Genomic DNA, 17,018 nt, shown 5'->3' with positions numbered 1-17,018 from the left:
CACCCCGATCGCCAGATCCGCGCCATGCCTTCCAGACAATAGCTTCATATGCTCCTCCGCGCCCACGCCGGAAGTTGCCAATGCTTCAGGTACCCCATCACCCGTGCCTTCAAGGGAGCCAGCACCGGATCGAACCAGAAAACCGCCAATGCCAGCGCGCAATAAAATGCTCCTAGCCCCATACCCCGCAGGACAATCTGTACAAACCCGATCGCGCCAAGCGGATCGGGGACGAAGCGCATGTAGACTGCGATCGTCACCACACCGCACAGCACGAAAGGCAACACCACCCGATAATAATCACGCTGGCGCACCACATCGGCCCTGAACGCTAGATAGACGCTGATCGGAAGCGTCACCAGCATCACGACCGAGTAGGCAGCCGCCATCGCGACAACGCCGAAACGCAGCGAAACAAGGAACGCGACCGCGAAAAGGGCCGTCGTGATCGCCCCGGACCATAGGAGGCCCCTCATATCCCGCCGCGCCATGAAAACGGCGTTCAGCACGGACGTGTTGAACAGCATGATCGAGGGCGCCAGATACAGGATTACCATGCCCGATTTATCCCAGCCGGGGCCCAGCAGGAAATGAACCATGGCTACTGACAGGCAGGTGAACACCGCCGCGACCAGCCCGTTCCCCATCGATGCCACGGCAGCCGCATCGAGCACATTGCGCTTCCAATAGTCAGCGTCGTGCTGCGACCGGCTCAGCAGAGGCATCAGCACCATCGCGATCGGCAGACTGGCAAAGAGCTGCAAGGTGTAGAAAAGATTATAACCGCGGCTGTAAAATCCCAGTTCCCGGGCGCCCCACCACCAGCCGATCAGACCATTGTCGAGCTGCCTCTGAAAATAATTGTTGATACCGTTCCCGGTAATCCCGACGCCCATGCTCACTTCCTGCCGGGCCATGCTCCAGTCAAGCGTCCAACTAGGCCGCCAGTCGCAGAAGCGCCACGACAAAAAGGTGGATATCAAGGCCCCTATCACCGCCTGCATCACGAGGCCCCAATAGCCGATACTGGTGAAGCTGATGAACAGGATCGCAGTGATCAGGCCGATGAGCTGCCCGACGATGGACGCGCATTGGATGGCGAACCAGTTCATGCTGCGCGACAGCAGCGCGTTGTGTTGCGCCCCCGCGGCCGTTATCGGCAGGGCAACGGCCAGCGCCATGGTGATTAACGTCACGCGCGGGTCGCTGAACACCCAGGCCGCAACCGGCGCCACCGCCATTGTCACCGCCATGAGTGCCAACCCGATCCCGATATTGATAAACATGAGCGTGCTGACCCATGTCTGTCCGATACTGGGCCGCTGAACGGTGGAGGTCGAAAGGCCCATGTCGGCGAACATGCTTACAAAACTCGTAATCGTGCCCGCCATGGCGATCAGCCCGAAATCGGACGGTCCCAGTAAGCGAGAGAGAACTGCCGTTCCGCCAATCGCAATGACCATGCGGACGACCTGTGCCGATATCGAAATAACGCCGCCGCGTACGGCGCGCTTTCCCCAGCCGCCGCCTTCCGTCGAGGCGTTGAGCACCCGGGCATTGCGTTCGTCGCGGGTCAGGAAGGGCTTCATCAAAGACCTGCTCAAAGAGTACCATCAACCTGAAGCAGCGCGCACCTTAGCGCTGTCTGGGCGTTGGTCACGGCGCTATTCGTGTTGCGTTGCAAACACAATGGAATTTACCAAAGCCCTCCCGCTGCCGCGCAGAATAATGCATGTTGGCACTGCACTGGGCATATCTCCATTACGCTGCACCTTTCGCAACGAACACTAGAAACAGCACAGAAGCGGTGATCATCACCAGCGTCGCTCCCCAGCCCCACGCGCGCTGCCTGCGCGAGGCCGTCAATCGCCCCATCGCGCGCGGGTTGGCAACGATCATCATCATCATGACCATCAGCGGTCCTGCCAGCACGCCATTGACAACTGCCGCCCAGTAGAGTGCCCGCGCCGGATCGATGCCGATGACATTGAGAGATGCCCCCGCCAGCGTCGTGGCAGCAATGGTCCCGTAAAACAGCCGGGCAGAGAGCGGCTTGGCATCGAGGCTTCCGGCGATCCCCGCCATCTCCGTCACCGCATAGGCCGCCGACCCAGCGAGTACGGGAACCGCGAGCAACCCGGTTCCGATGATGCCGACGGCGAACATCGCGAAGGCAAACGGACCGGCGATCGGCCGCAGCGCTTCGGCCGCCTGCGACGATGTCGTAATGTTGTGCACGCCACTGGCGTTCAGTGTTGCCGCCGTCGCAAACACGATAGCGAGCGAGATGATCGTGCTGAACGCCATGCCCGTCAGCGTATCCACCTGGATGCGCCGCAATTCCGGCCCCGCCGTCCGGGGCGTCAGACAGAGAGGCTTGGCGTGATGGCGATGCTGTTCCTCGATCTCCTGTCCGGCCTGCCAGAAAAAGAGATAGGGGCTGATCGTGGTACCCAAGATCGCGACGAAGGCCGTGGCATAGGCCACATTAAGCTGGATTTCGGGAACCACCAACGACCGGATCGCATGAAGCCAGGGGACATGAGCGACCACCACAACGGCCACATAAGTAAAGAGCGTAAGCGTCGTCCATTTAAGGATCGACGCGTAGCGGGGGTAGTTCAGCACCACCTCGAGGACGACGCACATGATGCCGAACAACAAGGTGTAAAGGCCAGGATTGCCGCCGACAAGAAGTTCGAGCGCCGCCCCCATTGCACTGAGGTCCGCGCCCAAATTAACGATGTTGGCCACCAGCAGCAGCGACACCATCGTCCACAGCACCGGGCGTGGGTAATGACGCCGCAGATTGCGCGCGATGCCCGCGCCCGTCACCCGTCCGATCTCCGCCGCAATCTGCTGAATCACGACCATCAGCGGGAAACTCAGGACGAACGTCCAGGCAAGGCCATAGCCGAATTCCGCGCCGATCTGGCTGTGTGTGCCGATACCGCTGGGATCATCATCCGCGGCGCCGGTAATCAGCCCAGGTCCGAGCGACTTCAAGAACAAGCGGACGCGGGACGGCCCGTTGTCACTGGTCGATGCGGGGCTGTTCATGACACGAGAGTGGCACGCGCGTCGACGCGCTGCAATGGCGCCGGCACAAGAGACTAGCGTTTAGTCCTACACAGTTGCGATCGTAGCGATGCGCGCTGAATTACACCCTTCATCACAAAAAAAGAGGCGCCGGTCCGCAGACCGACGCCCATTCCGCTCACCTGAACAGGGATTCAGGCGAAACTGACCGCAACACGGCGGCGGCGACGCAGGGCAACACCCATGGCGCCGAAACCAGCCAGCATCATCGCCCACGTCGTGGGCTCAGGAACAGCATTGGTCGCAAGGTTATCAAATTCGAACGAATTGCCGCCAGACCGAAAGATCGCACCGATGATCGACGGATCGCCCGCTTCGACCGAATAGTTTACGCGACCATTCGAACCGATGCTGGTCTGGCTACCGGAAGCAACACCCAGACCATTTACAATCTGGCTACCCGACAAAAGGGTCGAAGGACCGCTCGAAAAGAGCAACTCAAGCGAGTTGTACTGGTCAAGCGAACCCAGCACGAAAGAGAACAGCGTCGATGCTGCAAAGTTGATCTCGTAGACGCCGCCGGTCAGCACCGTTCCAAAACCGCCCGTGCTGTCGAAAGCCGGACGGGCTGCCTGGCCCGACACATTCGTATCGTACACCGTTGCATTGGTGCCGAGCGACGAGCCCGGAGCCAGTGCATCGAAGTTCTGAATGACGGTCGTTCCGACCGGTTGCGCGGACGCACCGCCCGTATAGCCAACCACCAGAGCAGCGTGCGCCGGAGCCACCACTGCCGCAGAACTCAACAGAGCAACTGCAAAAAATTTCTTCATACTCAATCTCCAGAATTGCTGGCTTTTTAACTTACGAACGCCTGTGGGCCCTCAATGAACGCGACGTCGGCTCGTTAATCAATGGCCGGTTAGGCTCTAAAACTACCGGAAAAGGGAGATGTGTCCATAAAGAATCGGTTAACTATGTCCTTTTGTGGGACAGTCTGCCCCCAAAAGGGGACGAAATGCATATGGAACCTTTTTGGTTTTGTGCGTTGCAGCATCGTTTACCAAAGCCCCTCGCTTTTCATGCTGCAACGCATTAACGGCGGCAAACATGGATCATCACATACACATTATCGGTGGCGGACTAGCGGGATCGGAAGCGGCGTGGCAATTGGCCCGTGCAGGCTTTTCTGTACGCCTTTCGGAGATGCGCGGATCGGGTGAAATGACCCCCGCTCACCAGACCGACAGCCTCGCCGAACTGGTCTGCTCCAACAGTTTTCGTTCGGATGACGCTACCAAAAACGCCGTCGGACTGCTGCACCAGGAAATGCGCGACCTCGACTCACTTGTAATGGCCCAGGCGCATGAGGCGCGTGTGCCGGCCGGATCAGCCCTCGCGGTCGACCGTGATATCTTTTCCGCCCGGGTTACCCAGGCTTTATCCGCTCATCCCGGGATCACGATCGTGCGGGAGCGTGTCGATACGCTACCCCTTTCCGGCCCAACGATCGTCGCGACGGGGCCCCTCACCGCAGCGCCCTTGGCCGAAACGATTGGCGCGGCAACGGGGATGGATGCGCTCGCCTTTTTCGATGCCATCGCGCCTATCGTGTACCGTGACAGCGTCGACATGAGCATTTGCTGGATGCAATCACGCTGGGACAAGGTCGGCCCGGACGGCGACGGCAAGGACTATATCAACTGTCCGATGGACAAGGCCCAATATGACGCCTTCGTTCAGGGCCTGCTCGACGGCGAGAAAACCGAGTTTAAACAATGGGAGAAGGACACGCCCTATTTCGAAGGGTGCATGCCCATTGAGGTCATGGCGTCGCGCGGTACGGAGACACTACGCCACGGCCCGATGAAACCCGTGGGGCTGGACAATCCGCGCACCGGCCGTTGGCCCTATGCCGTGGTTCAGTTGCGTCAGGACAACGCGTTGGGCACGTTATGGAACATGGTTGGCTTCCAGACCAAGCTCAAGCACGGGGCGCAGGTCGAGCTGTTCCGCACGATCCCCGGGCTGGAACGGGCGGAATTTGCCCGACTGGGCGGTCTTCACCGCAACACGTTCATCCAGAGCCCCAAGCTGCTCGATCCGACGCTGCGCCTCAAATCCGCGCCCCATATCCGTTTTGCGGGACAGATGACGGGGTGCGAAGGCTATGTCGAGAGCAGCGCGATCGGCCTTCTCGCCGCGCGGTTCGCCATCGCCGAGCTGACCGGTCGTCCCCTTGCCCCGCCACCGGTGACGACGGCAATGGGCGCGCTCCTGTCCCATGTAACGGGCGGGGCCGATGCGGAAACGTTCCAGCCGATGAACGTCAATTTCGGGCTGTTCCCGCCTCCAGAGGGGAAGGTCCGCAAAAACCAGCGCAAGGAAGCCTACACGGCTCGGGCGCGGACGGATTTCAGCGAGTGGATCAGAGCGCAAGGTTTGCTGGAGACCGCCTGAACTCCTTCACGACCCGCTGCATTTGCAGTGGGGCTTTGCCGACCGCTTCGGTGCCGTTATGGCAAATTCTGCAGGCGTCAGTTTGCCGTCGCGGTTAACATCCGCGCCGTCGAAACGATCGGCCGTCGCCACAGCCCATTCCTCGAACGAGAGCAGATTGTTTCCGTCAGCGTCGAGCTTCTTGAAATCTTTCGTCCGGGACGACAACATCTCCGTGCGGGTGATGGTTCCATCGCGATTGCGATCATAGCGTCCGAAGCGCCGCGCCTCCCGATCCTGCGGCCGTGCTTCGGGCAGCAGAGGCGGTGGTGCCCCGAACGCGTTTTCCGTCCCTTCCGGCAGAAGCTCATCAGCCGCGCTGATGGCCGATAGCGGGCGGGGAAACGGGCGCGCGCTGTCCGCGCGGGTCTGCCACCACAGCAGCCCGCCGGTTACCAGCAGCAAACACGCGATCACTCCCGCAACAAAGCGTCCCATTGCCATACTCCCCTGCCCCGTTTTCTACCCTTGCTCACCGCCTTTAGCGACCCAGAAATTGCGCACGCAGCACCCTCGCGTAGAGACCCGGCGTCATATGCGACGGGCTTGGGCGGCCGCGCGCAACATCCTTATGGCTCAACAGCGCAAGAATGCGGGTCGGGCGGGGCAATGCACGACCGTCCGCGGACAAAGCGAACGAGGCGGCCTGCCGAAGCACAATATCCCGCCGCTCGCCCGGTCCGAGCTGCCCGGCCAGATCCCAGAGCGCCCACGCCGCGCCGGCCTTCTCATTCTGGGGCCCTATCGCTTCCTCGGCGGCTCCGACTGCGCCGAACAGCCCGCCCCCCCGCAACCGCGCGAAGGCCGTGACCGCCTCTTCCCAGCCCTCTCCGCTGTCTCCCGCCACACAAAGTTCCTCCCAGCCGTCGACGATACGCACGAGGTGGTCCTCACATGCGGGAAACGCCGACGCGCTGCGCAACGCATCGGCGAGCGGTTCTCCTCGCCCCTTTGTCCCGTCGCGCAACACATCCCGCCACCACGCGAGGCGCATCTGCCCGATGATCGGCTCGCGTACTGAAAGCACGATGCGTCCGCATTTCCGGTCCAGAGCAAAGATCCGTCGTAACATCAGCGGGTTACGCCGGGCGGCCGCGGCAACGAGCCAATCCAATGGCGTCAAGCTCTTGAAACTGTCCCGCACGGCTGTCCTTCTAACCTTTTGTTAACCCGATCCGCCTAAGTTCCACGCGCGGTTCCGTGGCATATCGCGGATACGGGGCATGTCTGTCCAGCTTATGCAATCGGCCGCGCGGTGGGAAATGGAACTCGCGAATGGCACGAACGAAGATCGCTCAAAAGGGATTTCTTGCCCGTCTGGCCCGCAGCCAGAGCGGCAACGTCATGGCGATGACCGCCGCAGCCATATTCCCAATGATGGGCCTGATCGGCGCAGCGGTCGACATGGGTCGCGTTTACGCCGTCAAGTCGCGCCTACAGGCGGGCTGCGACGCGGGCGCACTCGCGGGACGCCGCACCATGGGCACCGGCCAGTGGAGCGATAACAGCGGCCTTGCCAACACCGTTGCACTGAAAACCTTCGACCTCAACTTCCCGAGCGGAACATTCGGGTCGGACGCGCCGACGCGCAGTTTTACCGAAAGCGATGGCACTGTGACGGGCACGGCCACCGTAGCTGTGCCCATGACCCTGATGCGGCTGTTCGACAAGCCGACCAAGACTATCACGGTGACCTGTGACGGGCAGATGCGTATTCCCAATACGGACGTGATGTTCGTGCTCGATAACTCCGGGTCGATGAGCCAGGTCATTCCTGGAGACACCACCGGCCGGACCAAGATCGTCGGACTGCGCCTCGCGATCAAATGCTTCTATGAGGCGCTGGCGAAACGCAATATTGACGACGTGACCCACGATGAGTGCGGCACCGATGCGGATCCCAGCGGCGGCCTGTCGTCTCAAGTGCAGCTGCGCTTCGGTTTCGTAAACTACGACCATATGGTCAATGTCGGCAAATTGCTGCCCAACGACTATATGGTCGACAGCGCCACTTATCAGTCGCGCGTCGCAAACACAGAACAGGTTTGGGCCTGGACACTGGGAACGGCCACAACGCCGAACTATGGGGCGTGGAGCGCCACACCCGACGGCTACTCCGACCCGTCCTCGTACGGCAGCACATACACGGTCGTTTCGGCTGCGAACACGACGCTGGCTGACCTACTCAGCTATCCTAAGCAAAACACATCGGTCAATTCCGCGACCTGCGATCTGCTCAATCAGTATGGCAGCCATAACAAGTTGGTAGGCATAACCGAATCATACGGAACGCCGGCGACCCCCACCTACACTCCGTCTGATAATGATCCTCCTGTATACCCAGCAACGGCGCAGAACCAGAATGTCAGCCGGACACGGACCACGACAGTGTCAAAGGGCTTTCGCTACCGCTGGTTTAAAAATGGTTCGACGACGAGTTGCTGGCTCGAAAGCGCTAATGCAAACACTGCGAGCAACGCGCACAAATACACCCAGACGCAAACCGGCACCGCGTCTAAGCCGATCAACTGGACCCCCTACAACCGCATTGTCGACTGGACGTACAAGCCGGTCACGTTCACCGTATCCTCCCTGAAACTGGGCGACAGCAGCTGGGGTAGCAGCGTTTCGCTGCCGATCGGCCAGTCTAGCGCGACCTCTGTCAAGCTCTCTGGATCGAACACATCGACGTCCATCCGGCAGGTCGCCAACACCTCGGTTGCCTGGAACGGCTGCATCGAGGAACGGCATACCTTCAAGAACACCGATGGCGACGGTTCCGACGACTGGCCTATTGGCTGGACAAACAACCCCTCGACACCAGGCGACGCGACAGACATGGATATCAAGATGACGCCGTCGATCGCGGACGACAACACTCGCTGGAAACCGGCCCTTCACGCTGCCGTATGGGGTCGGCAGACCACGCTGGACAGCTCTGGAAACTGGAGCGGTGGCTGGACGCATAACAACGTTACGGGCGCGATTTCTTCGAATCGTAACCTATCGTCCAACAGCTGTGTCGCCGCCTCGCGCAAGCTCGCTGCCTATCCCGACGATGCGGGTGCGGCCAACTTCAAAGCCTATATCAACAGCCTTACGCCTAACGGCAACACCTATCACGACATTGGCCTGCTCTGGGGTGCGCGGCTGATGTGGCCCGACGGCATTTTCCGCAGCGAAAATGAAACGACGCCCGGCGGCGCGCAGATTACCCGGCACATGATCTTCATGACGGACGGTGACACGGCGAACACACCCAACAACTATACCAGCTATGGCATTGATTGGTGGGACCAACGTCAATTTAACACCGACGTGACTGCCGCCCAAATGGAAGCTAACAATAATGCGCGCTCCAAAGCCCTGTGCAAAGCAATCAAGAACAAAAACATCACTCTATGGGTGATTTCGTACGGAAACGGCGCAAACGTCGATACGAATAATCGTCTGAAGGAATGCTCCTCTGGGGATGCCTATTTTTTCTCGGCAGCCGACACCACGCAGTTGATCAAAAAGTTCCGCGAGATCGCCGACCGTATCGCCAACCTGAGACTGACGGGCTGAGGTGGGTATGAAGAAATTCTGGCCTGCACTGAAACAGGATGAAAAGGGCGCGGCGGCAGTGGAATTTGCCGTAGTCAGCACCGCGTTTCTGACGCTGCTGATGGGCGGCTTCGACATGGGCCACACCCTCTATACGCAGGCCGTGATGCAAGGGATCGTGCAGAAGGCGGCACGAAATTCGTCGCTAGAGACGGGGACCAGCGCCGCCAAGCAGGATGAACTCGACGCGGAGGTACGCGCGGCTGTCAAAGACCTCAATAAAAGTCTAACCGACAACGACATCCAGATTACCCGAAATTATTATCATGATTTTACAACCGCTGCAGCGAAGACGCCGGAGGACGTGGGCGGCGATGGCGTATGCAGCCCGGGCGAGAAATATTTCGACCGCAACTTCAGCGGTTCGTATGATTCGGATGGCGGCGCTAACGGCCAAGGCGGAGCAAAGGACGCCGTCGTCTACAGCGTCTCCACCACCTATCCGCGACTCTTTCCCGTGGCGACGCTGGTCGGCGCCTCACCCAATGTAACCATCACCGCAACCACGCTGCTTGCAAACCAGCCCTACGGTGAGCAAGCGAGCGGCGCGATCCCGCAACTGGATTGCCCATGAGGAGCACCATCGCTCCTCGCCGCGTCATGCGTACCCTGCGCCGCCTGCGCCGCGACACCAGTGGCCTCGCGCTCGTGGAATTCGCCTATGTGACGCCCATCATGCTGCTGCTGATCTGCGCGGGCGGCGAGTTGGCCAACTATTCGATCACGGCCATGCGGCTGTCGTCGCTCGCGCTTCAGGTGGCGGATAACTCCGCACGTATCGGCACAGGCGACCCGAGCCAGGTGAAGGTCATTACGGAAGCGCAGGTCAACGACATATTGCAGGGTGCGCTCGCACAGGCGGGCAACCTCAATATCAACGGAACCTATACGGAGAAGCAGGCGGACAACACGACCCAGGTCAAGAACAAGGCCCGGATCATCATTTCCAGCCTGGAACCCGACCCGGTTAACGCCGGGAAGAATTACATCCACTGGCAGCGCTGCTACGGTCTCGCCACCGACTACACACCCCAATATGGTGAGGAGGGCGACGACAATCTCGACGGCATGGGTCCGGCGGGGCGGCAAGTTACAGCACCGACGGGCACCTCCATCATGTTCGTGGAAGTCCACTATCGCTACGAACCGCTTTTCCCGGTCCTGCGATCGGGCATGTTCGGCCTGATGACCTATCGCAATTTCGATTCCGTCGCGGCGATGGTGGTGCGCGACGATCGCAACACCACCCTCGACAACACGGCGGGCGCACCCGTCTCGACCTGCACCTGACCGGACCGAAGCCCGGCCAGCTCCATCAGCGGTAACACACCTTCTTCGCCGCCGCGATTACGCGCGCGCTGTCAATCAGCGCCGCTTTCTCGAGATTGGCGGCATAGGGCAACGGCACGTCTTCGTTCGTGACGCGCAGCAGCGGCGCGTCGAGGTCGTCGAAACCCTGTTCCATCACCACCGCGGCTAGCTCGCTCGCGATCGAGCAGGTCGGCCAGCCTTCCTCGACCACCACGATGCGGTTGGTCTTTTTCAGGCTTTCGAGCACCGTCGCGGTATCGAGCGGGCGCAGCGTGCGCAGGTCGATGACCTCCGCGTCGATCCCGTCACCCGCCAGCGTCTCCGCCGCTTCGAGCGCAAGGCCGACGCCGATTGAGTAGCTCACCAGCGTCACATCCTTACCCGGCCGCATGATCCGCGCCTTGCCGATCGGCAGGACGAAGTCGTCGATCTCCGGGACGTCGAAGCTGCGGCCATAGAGCAGCTCGTTTTCCAGGAACACCACCGGGTCCTGGCTGCGGATCGCCGCCTTCAGCAGGCCCTTGGCGTCGGCCGCATCATAGGGCGAGATGACGATCAGGCCCGGCACGCTGGCGTACCAGGGCGCGTAATTCTGGCTATGCTGCGCGCCCACACGGCTCGCCGCGCCGTTGGGGCCGCGGAACACGATGGGGCAGCGCATCTGGCCGCCCGACATATAGTTGGTCTTTGCGGCAGAGTTGATGATGTGGTCGATCGCCTGCATCGCGAAGTTGAACGTCATGAACTCGACGATCGGGCGCAATCCGCCCATCGCCGCGCCCGTGCCGACACCGGCAAAGCCATATTCCGTAATCGGCGTATCGATGACCCGACGGGCGCCGAATTCCTCCAGCAAGCCCTGGGTCACCTTGTACGCGCCCTGATACTCGGCGACTTCCTCGCCCATCACGAACACCCGGTCGTCAGCGCGCATTTCCTCGGCCATCGCGTCGCGCAGCGCCTCGCGTACCGTGAGCTTGACCAGTTTCGTGCCATCCGGGATCGTCGGATCGGTCACGGCCTTCGCCTCGCTGGCAAGATTTGCTGTGCCGGATTCCGCCTTCTTCGGCGCGGGAGCCGCTTCAGGAGCGGCGGGTGGCGCGCTCTCCTTCGCAGCGGGCGCGGGCGGGGACGCGGCCTCTGCCGCCCCTGCCCCCCCTGCCTCACCCTGCATCGTCGCGATGACGGTGCCGACCTTCACGCCCTCTGCGCCTTCGGGCACCAGAATCTCGCCGATCACGCCCTCGTCGACCGCTTCGAATTCCATCGTCGCCTTGTCGGTTTCAATCTCGGCGAGCAGGTCGCCCGATTTCACATCATCGCCAGCCTTGACCAGCCACTTCGCCAGCGTTCCCTCTTCCATCGTGGGGGACAGCGCCGGCATCTTGATTTCAATTGCCATCAATATTGCTCCACCAGCACGTCGGTATACAGTTCGGACGGATCGGGCTCGGGCGATGATTCCGCGAAATCAGCGCTTTCGGTTACGATCTTGCGGATGGACTGATCGATGGATTTGAGCTCGTCGGCAGACACGCCAGCAGCTTCAAGATATTTCTTCACGCCCTCGATCGGGTCGGATTTATCGCGCATTTCCTGCACTTCCTCACGCGAGCGGTACTTCGCCGGATCGGACATGGAGTGGCCGCGATACCTGTAGGTTTTCATTTCCAGCAAGATTGGCCCGTTGCCCCCGCGCACCCATTTGAGCGCTTCTTCGGTGGCGCCGCGCACCGCCAGCACATCCATGCCGTTGACCTGGAGTCCGGGAATGCGAAAGCTTTCGCCACGCCGGTAGAGCAGATCCTCCGCCGACGAGCGGTTCACTGACGTGCCCATGGCATACTGGTTGTTCTCGATCACGAAAATGATCGGCAGCTTCCACAGCTCTGCCATGTTGAAGCTCTCGTACACCTGGCCCTGGTTGCTGGCGCCGTCGCCGAAATAGGCGACACACACGCCGCCATCGCCGCGATATTTATGCGCGAAGCCCAGCCCCGTGCCCAGCCCGACCTGCGCGCCGACGATGCCATGGCCGCCGTAGAACTTGTGGTCGACGCTGAACATGTGCATCGACCCGCCCTTGCCGCGGGAAATGCCCGCCTCCCGACCGGTCAGTTCGGCCATGATGACATTGGGATCGATCCCATAGGCGAGCATATGGCCATGGTCGCGATAGCCGGTGATCACGCTGTCCTTGCCCGGTTCCAGAGCGGACTGGATACCGACGGCCACGGCTTCCTGACCGATATAGAGGTGGCAGAAGCCGCCAATCAGACCGAGGCCGTAAAGCTGGCCCGCTTTCTCTTCAAACCGGCGGATGAGCACCATCTGGCGGTAGAACTCGAGCAACTCGTCCTTGCTCGCCTTATAGTCCTGCGGAGTATCGGGAACGGGGCGGTTATGATCGCCGCCCGCAGACGCGCCTGCCGCCGTTTTAGGCTTGGCTGTGCGCGGTGTGGTGGATTTGGCCAAAGGAGGAACCCTTCGTGGTTTTCATGGGGAGGAACGTCCCCATTATCAGCCCACCGCCAAAAATCCAACGCATTCTGACGCACAAAACTGCGCCATATCGCTCTATTTCAGGGGAACGACGACCTCGTCCGGGTGCCCGACGTTCAGTTCACGGCGGACCAGCTCGTCAACCATGTCGGGGTCGACGTGCCGCGGGTCGAGCCGCTCCACCCGGTTGGCGATGCGGGCGCGCTCGGCCTGCACAACCTTCAGCTCGGCGCGGCTGTCATGCAGCTGACGCGTGTAATCGCCCCACGCAAGAATGCCATTGGAACCCAGCACCGCATAGCCGAGCAGCACCGCGAGCAACAGGATCGCCAACGTCGGCCCAAAGGCCGACGTGAAAAGCATCCGAAGTTTTGCAAGCTGCGCCATAGACCTTTTGAATCACAGCCTGATTCCGCTGGCAACCGAAAAATGGTTAACAGCGCGATTTTACGACAGATTGATGACGGCGCAGGCCACGCCTCGCCCTATCCGATCACCGAAAGATCGACCGCCCCGCATACACCGCGATGTCGCCCAGCTCTTCCTCGATGCGGATCAGCTGGTTGTATTTCGCCAAGCGGTCGGACCGCGCGAGCGATCCGGTCTTGATCTGGCCGCAGTTGGTGGCGACAGCGAGGTCGGCGATGGTCGCGTCCTCGGTCTCGCCCGAACGGTGAGACATGACGGCGGTGTAGCGGGCGCGCTGCGCAAGCTGCACAGCGGCCAGCGTCTCGGTCAGCGTGCCGATCTGGTTGACCTTCACCAGCAGCGAGTTCGCCAGCCCCTGCTCGATACCCATGGCGAGACGCTTGGGGTTGGTGACGAACAGGTCGTCACCAACCAGCTGGCATGTGCTTCCAATCTTGTCGGTGAGCGCCTTCCAGCCCTCGAAATCGTCTTCGCCCATGCCGTCCTCGATCGACTTGATCGGATAGCGGGCGACGAGATCGGCAAGGTAGTCCGCCATTTCCAGCGGCGATAGGCTCTTGCCCTCACCCACCATCTCGTACTTGCCGTTCTTGAAGAATTCGGTCGAAGCGCAATCGAGCGCCAGCACCACATCGTCACCCGGCGTGTACCCCGCCTTTTCGATCGACTGCATGATGAAATCGAGCGCGTCGGTAGTCGAAGCGAGATTGGGCGCAAAGCCGCCCTCATCACCCACCGACGTCGCCAGCCCCTTGTCGTGCAGGCCCTTCTTGAGCGTGTGGAAGATCTCCGCACCGATCCGCACCGCATCGGCTAGGCTGTCCGCACCGACCGGCATGATCATGAATTCCTGGAAATCGATCGGGTTGTCAGCATGCTCGCCGCCGTTGATGATGTTCATCATCGGAACGGGCAGCACGTGCGCGGACACACCGCCGACATAACGATACAGGGGAAGGCCGCGCGCATCCGCCGCCGCCTTTGCGACCGCAAGGCTCACGCCGAGGATCGCATTCGCGCCAAGACGGCTCTTGTTGTCCGTTCCATCGAGCGCGATCATCGCCGCGTCGACTTCACCCTGGTCTTCCGCGTCGAGACCGATCACGGCTTCCGAAATCTCGCTGTTGACGGCTTCGACCGCCTGCAACACGCCCTTGCCGAGGTAGACGCTCTTGTCCCCATCGCGCTTTTCGACCGCTTCATAGGCTCCTGTCGACGCGCCCGAGGGCACTGCCGCGCGGCCGAAGCTGCCGTCTTCCAGCATGACGTCCACTTCAACCGTGGGATTGCCCCGGCTATCAAGGATTTGGCGGGCGTGAATGTCGAGAATGGCGGTCATGAAAATCCCCTTGATCGGCAGGCGTTCGTGCCCGGATGAACACGGCGGCAGAGCGGCCGCGTCCGGCTTTTGCTGGGCGCCCGCTTAGCCAGCACGCGCCGTCTTGGCAATGCGTCGGTCTCGCTTGCCGACAAAAATCATGGTAAAAATCGCAGGAAAATTGCCAGCCATGATGTTAATCAAGCTCGGAACCCTTATTTGACGTTATGCATTCTAAAGACCACGCCCGTTTAACAGAGGAAGTCGCCATGGCCGAACCCGTCATCCCCACCGCCCGCAAGCCCCGCTCCGCCAAGTCCGCGCAGACGAGTGTGGACGGAACCGGCGCACCCAAGAAGAGCACCCGCGCAAAAATCTCCGCTGCAGCATCCGATGTCACCGAAAAGGTGACGGAGACCGTGAAGAGCGCGGCCGAGAAATCTGGTATCGACTGGAACAAGCAGGGCGAGCAAATCAAGTCGCAGGCTACCAAAACCGCCTACACTGTCGCCGATGTCGCCAAAGGCAAAACCGGCGCCGCGATGGAAGGCCTTGCCAAGCTTATCACGGATACCGCCGGGACTGTCGATGCCAAGCTCGGCCCGCAATATGGCGACTATGCCCGTCAGGCTGCCGAAGCGGTGGCGGGCGCCGCCAAGTCGCTCGACAGCAAGGACATCGACCAGTTGCTGGGGGAAGCGCGCGATTTCGTGCGCAAGAGCCCCGCGGTCGCAATCGGCGCTGCCGCGGTCGCAGGTTATGTGCTGATGCGCCTTGCCAAGGGTTCGGGCGACACCGACGCCTGATCTCCGGCGTACGAAAGGCTCGTTTCCATGACAGCGGACCCCCGCATCAGTGATGCCGATCCCGTGCCGGAGAGCAGCGGATGGTCGCCTGAGCGCGATATGAACGTCGATGCCCCACCGGGGCAGGACGGGTCTATTGTCGCGCTTATTCGACGCGCTGTCGCCGAGGGGAAGATCTACGCCAGCGCAGAAGCCAGCAGGCAAAAGCTGCGCGCCGCCCATTATGTGCGCATGGCGATCCGCATTGCGGTGCTCGGTATCGTGGCACTTGTACTGCTGATCGGTGCGCTGGTTGCGCTGCTTGTAGGGCTAATCGTCGCGCTGGCCCCGGTGGTGGGCGCGGGATGGGCGACGCTCCTTGTGATTGCCGGGACGTTTGTTGTCATCGCCATTCTGGGCCTCATCGCAAAGGCGCGGGTGCGGGCGCTGGTCGCCTCCATCGCGTCGGGGAAGACGGCGGCATGACGGATACCGATCCCCGCATCGCGGCTGCCGATGCCGAGGCGCACCAGCGCCGCATCGCCTTCCTTTCGACGGTTGCTCTCGCCAAGGACCGGCTCACGCCTGCGAGCCTGAAGGCCGAGGCCACCAACACCGTGCTCGACGCTGCGCTCGATGGCATCGAAGATGCCAAGCAGATCGCACGCGACAATCCGTTCAAGGTGTTAGCTTTTGTTGCCGCACTGGGAGCGATCGCCGCACGCCGCCCGCTTTGGGCGTTGACCCGCGATCTGTGGGCAAAGGGGCGTGAAACCTACCGCGAATATTCCGCCAAATTCACAGCCGAGGATGATCATGCCCAACAATGACAAAACCCTGTCCGCCCAGCCCAAGCTGGAGCGTGTACGCGAGATCGCAGGCGATACCGCCGATCAGGCAATCAAGACGGTGCGCAAGGGCGCCACGGCGGCCCGTAAGCAGACGCAGCGAGCGGCGGAAGGCCTGGATCATGCGCGTATCGAAGCAGGTAAGGCCGTTAACAACGCCAATCGCCTAATCACCGAGCATCCGCTTGCTGCGACCGCCGCGGCGGTCGCCGTTGGCGCGCTGTTCGCCTACGCGTTCCCCCGCAGTGCCCGCACTCTCCGCAATGCCGCGCCCCGGCTGCTCGACGCGGTCGCGACCCGCGCGAGGGAAGCACAAGATGCCGCCAAGTCCGCCCTTCCCATCGCCGAGGTTGCCTCGCTCGCCGAAGCGGCCGCTGACGCCGCGCGCAAGGCGCCCGCTGCGATCATCGAGGCCGTGAAAGACGGGGCAGACATCGCACGGGAAACCGCCAATGACGTCCTTGTCGGGCCAGCCGCCGAAGTGCGCGATCAGGCTTCGGAACTTGCCAGCAGGGCAAGCAAGGGCGCAGCAGGCGCCGTTACCCGCCTGCGCAAGGCCGCGAGCCGCGTCACTAAATAGCTAGCCAACCTGTCCAAGTCCGATGTGGCGGAAATTCACGTGTGCGCGGGCGTGGATTTCCGCATTTTATGATTAATTAGGCTCTAGGCGATAGGACATGC

The 17,018-nt window shown here is 61.4% G+C and carries 17 protein-coding genes; 8 read left to right on the top strand and 9 right to left on the bottom strand.

What is annotated here, in order from left to right; translation table 11 throughout:
- Positions 1–44: 44 nt before the first annotated feature.
- The 3 genes from FHS92_RS00920 to FHS92_RS00910 all read right to left on the bottom strand — a co-directional run bounded on the left by FHS92_RS00920 (position 45) and on the right by FHS92_RS00910 (position 3,872).
- Positions 45–1,589, bottom strand: coding sequence for a lipopolysaccharide biosynthesis protein (locus FHS92_RS00920; protein ID WP_184076660.1), 1,545 nt, complete (start codon positions 1,587–1,589; stop codon positions 45–47).
- A gap of 172 nt (positions 1,590–1,761) precedes the next feature.
- A complete protein-coding gene (locus FHS92_RS00915; RefSeq protein ID WP_184076658.1) occupies positions 1,762–3,060 on the bottom strand; it encodes an NRAMP family divalent metal transporter in 1,299 nt (432 codons plus the stop codon).
- 173 nt (positions 3,061–3,233) lie between these two features.
- Positions 3,234–3,872 (bottom strand): PEPxxWA-CTERM sorting domain-containing protein, encoded by a 639-nt coding sequence (locus FHS92_RS00910; RefSeq protein WP_184076656.1) that lies wholly within the window; start codon positions 3,870–3,872, stop codon positions 3,234–3,236.
- A 277-nt stretch (positions 3,873–4,149) separates the two neighbouring features.
- Here FHS92_RS00910 and trmFO point away from each other — a divergent pair, with 277 nt between their 5' ends.
- Positions 4,150–5,499: a methylenetetrahydrofolate--tRNA-(uracil(54)-C(5))-methyltransferase (FADH(2)-oxidizing) TrmFO gene (trmFO, locus tag FHS92_RS00905; RefSeq protein ID WP_184076654.1), complete on the top strand. Its 1,350-nt coding sequence runs from the start codon at positions 4,150–4,152 to the stop codon at positions 5,497–5,499.
- A gap of 6 nt (positions 5,500–5,505) precedes the next feature.
- Here the strand turns inward: trmFO and FHS92_RS00900 are convergent, their stop codons facing one another.
- Both FHS92_RS00900 and FHS92_RS00895 read right to left on the bottom strand, forming a co-directional pair.
- Positions 5,506–5,976, bottom strand: a complete 471-nt coding sequence (locus FHS92_RS00900) for an EF-hand domain-containing protein (RefSeq protein WP_184076652.1) — start codon at positions 5,974–5,976, stop codon at positions 5,506–5,508.
- Positions 5,977–6,019: 43 nt separating this feature from the next.
- Positions 6,020–6,652, bottom strand: coding sequence for a squalene/phytoene synthase family protein (locus FHS92_RS00895; protein WP_221230842.1), 633 nt, complete (start codon positions 6,650–6,652; stop codon positions 6,020–6,022).
- A 230-nt stretch (positions 6,653–6,882) separates the two neighbouring features.
- Here FHS92_RS00895 and FHS92_RS00890 point away from each other — a divergent pair, with 230 nt between their 5' ends.
- From FHS92_RS00890 to FHS92_RS00880, 3 genes are read left to right on the top strand one after another with little or no spacing between them, the layout of a single operon-like run.
- Positions 6,883–9,105: a pilus assembly protein TadG-related protein gene (locus tag FHS92_RS00890; protein WP_184076647.1), complete on the top strand. Its 2,223-nt coding sequence runs from the start codon at positions 6,883–6,885 to the stop codon at positions 9,103–9,105.
- Between the two features lie 7 nt (positions 9,106–9,112).
- Positions 9,113–9,718, top strand: a complete 606-nt coding sequence (locus FHS92_RS00885) for a TadE/TadG family type IV pilus assembly protein (RefSeq protein ID WP_184076645.1) — start codon at positions 9,113–9,115, stop codon at positions 9,716–9,718.
- Positions 9,715–10,434 carry a TadE/TadG family type IV pilus assembly protein gene (locus FHS92_RS00880; RefSeq protein WP_184076643.1) on the top strand — a complete coding sequence of 240 codons (720 nt, stop codon included), beginning with the start codon at positions 9,715–9,717 and terminating at the stop codon, positions 10,432–10,434. The genes FHS92_RS00885 and FHS92_RS00880 overlap by 4 nt, the downstream gene beginning before the upstream one ends.
- Before the next feature lie 25 nt (positions 10,435–10,459).
- Here FHS92_RS00880 and FHS92_RS00875 read toward each other — a convergent pair whose 3' ends face one another.
- The 4 genes from FHS92_RS00875 to eno all read right to left on the bottom strand — a co-directional run bounded on the left by FHS92_RS00875 (position 10,460) and on the right by eno (position 14,725).
- Positions 10,460–11,857, bottom strand: coding sequence for a pyruvate dehydrogenase complex E1 component subunit beta (locus FHS92_RS00875; RefSeq protein ID WP_184076641.1), 1,398 nt, complete (start codon positions 11,855–11,857; stop codon positions 10,460–10,462).
- Positions 11,857–12,930, bottom strand: coding sequence for a pyruvate dehydrogenase (acetyl-transferring) E1 component subunit alpha (pdhA, locus tag FHS92_RS00870; protein WP_184076639.1), 1,074 nt, complete (start codon positions 12,928–12,930; stop codon positions 11,857–11,859). The genes FHS92_RS00875 and pdhA overlap by 1 nt, the downstream gene beginning before the upstream one ends.
- Before the next feature lie 102 nt (positions 12,931–13,032).
- Positions 13,033–13,344, bottom strand: a complete 312-nt coding sequence (locus FHS92_RS00865) for an FtsB family cell division protein (protein ID WP_184076637.1) — start codon at positions 13,342–13,344, stop codon at positions 13,033–13,035.
- Between the two features lie 106 nt (positions 13,345–13,450).
- Positions 13,451–14,725, bottom strand: coding sequence for a phosphopyruvate hydratase (gene eno, locus FHS92_RS00860; protein ID WP_184076634.1), 1,275 nt, complete (start codon positions 14,723–14,725; stop codon positions 13,451–13,453).
- Between the two features lie 248 nt (positions 14,726–14,973).
- On the opposite strand from eno, the gene FHS92_RS00855 reads away from it, so the two are divergent.
- The 4 genes from FHS92_RS00855 to FHS92_RS00840 are packed head-to-tail and all read left to right on the top strand — an operon-like array spanning position 14,974 to position 16,917.
- A complete protein-coding gene (locus FHS92_RS00855) occupies positions 14,974–15,510 on the top strand; it encodes a hypothetical protein (protein WP_184076632.1) in 537 nt (178 codons plus the stop codon).
- Positions 15,511–15,537: 27 nt separating this feature from the next.
- Positions 15,538–15,975 (top strand): phage holin family protein, encoded by a 438-nt coding sequence (locus FHS92_RS00850; RefSeq protein ID WP_184076630.1) that lies wholly within the window; start codon positions 15,538–15,540, stop codon positions 15,973–15,975.
- The gene (locus tag FHS92_RS00845) at positions 15,972–16,319 is read left to right on the top strand and encodes a hypothetical protein (RefSeq protein ID WP_184076628.1); all 348 of its coding nucleotides are present in this window, start codon (positions 15,972–15,974) and stop codon (positions 16,317–16,319) included. The genes FHS92_RS00850 and FHS92_RS00845 overlap by 4 nt, the downstream gene beginning before the upstream one ends.
- On the top strand, positions 16,306–16,917 hold the full coding sequence (locus FHS92_RS00840; RefSeq protein WP_184076626.1) for a hypothetical protein: 612 nt from the start codon (positions 16,306–16,308) through the stop codon (positions 16,915–16,917). The genes FHS92_RS00845 and FHS92_RS00840 overlap by 14 nt, the downstream gene beginning before the upstream one ends.
- Positions 16,918–17,018 lie beyond the last annotated feature (101 nt).

Source organism: Sphingobium subterraneum (genome assembly GCF_014199435.1).
In the GTDB taxonomy this organism is placed as follows: domain Bacteria; phylum Pseudomonadota; class Alphaproteobacteria; order Sphingomonadales; family Sphingomonadaceae; genus Sphingobium; species Sphingobium subterraneum.
The sequence above is the reverse complement of the archived record's forward strand: the minus strand, read 5'-3'. Positions and strand labels throughout refer to the sequence as shown.

Coding starts and splice junctions, on each gene's coding strand:
- eno (WP_184076634.1), bottom strand. CDS start 14,725: ATGACCGCCATTCTCGACATTCACGCCCGCCAAATCCTTGATAGCCGG.
- FHS92_RS00900 (WP_184076652.1), bottom strand. CDS start 5,976: ATGGGACGCTTTGTTGCGGGAGTGATCGCGTGTTTGCTGCTGGTAACC.
- FHS92_RS00855 (WP_184076632.1), top strand. CDS start 14,974: ATGGCCGAACCCGTCATCCCCACCGCCCGCAAGCCCCGCTCCGCCAAG.
- FHS92_RS00880 (WP_184076643.1), top strand. CDS start 9,715: ATGAGGAGCACCATCGCTCCTCGCCGCGTCATGCGTACCCTGCGCCGC.
- FHS92_RS00865 (WP_184076637.1), bottom strand. CDS start 13,344: ATGGCGCAGCTTGCAAAACTTCGGATGCTTTTCACGTCGGCCTTTGGG.
- FHS92_RS00875 (WP_184076641.1), bottom strand. CDS start 11,857: ATGGCAATTGAAATCAAGATGCCGGCGCTGTCCCCCACGATGGAAGAG.
- FHS92_RS00915 (WP_184076658.1), bottom strand. CDS start 3,060: ATGAACAGCCCCGCATCGACCAGTGACAACGGGCCGTCCCGCGTCCGC.
- FHS92_RS00840 (WP_184076626.1), top strand. CDS start 16,306: ATGCCCAACAATGACAAAACCCTGTCCGCCCAGCCCAAGCTGGAGCGT.
- FHS92_RS00890 (WP_184076647.1), top strand. CDS start 6,883: ATGGCGATGACCGCCGCAGCCATATTCCCAATGATGGGCCTGATCGGC.
- FHS92_RS00920 (WP_184076660.1), bottom strand. CDS start 1,589: ATGAAGCCCTTCCTGACCCGCGACGAACGCAATGCCCGGGTGCTCAAC.
- FHS92_RS00885 (WP_184076645.1), top strand. CDS start 9,113: ATGAAGAAATTCTGGCCTGCACTGAAACAGGATGAAAAGGGCGCGGCG.
- FHS92_RS00910 (WP_184076656.1), bottom strand. CDS start 3,872: ATGAAGAAATTTTTTGCAGTTGCTCTGTTGAGTTCTGCGGCAGTGGTG.
- trmFO (WP_184076654.1), top strand. CDS start 4,150: ATGGATCATCACATACACATTATCGGTGGCGGACTAGCGGGATCGGAA.
- FHS92_RS00850 (WP_184076630.1), top strand. CDS start 15,538: ATGACAGCGGACCCCCGCATCAGTGATGCCGATCCCGTGCCGGAGAGC.
- FHS92_RS00845 (WP_184076628.1), top strand. CDS start 15,972: ATGACGGATACCGATCCCCGCATCGCGGCTGCCGATGCCGAGGCGCAC.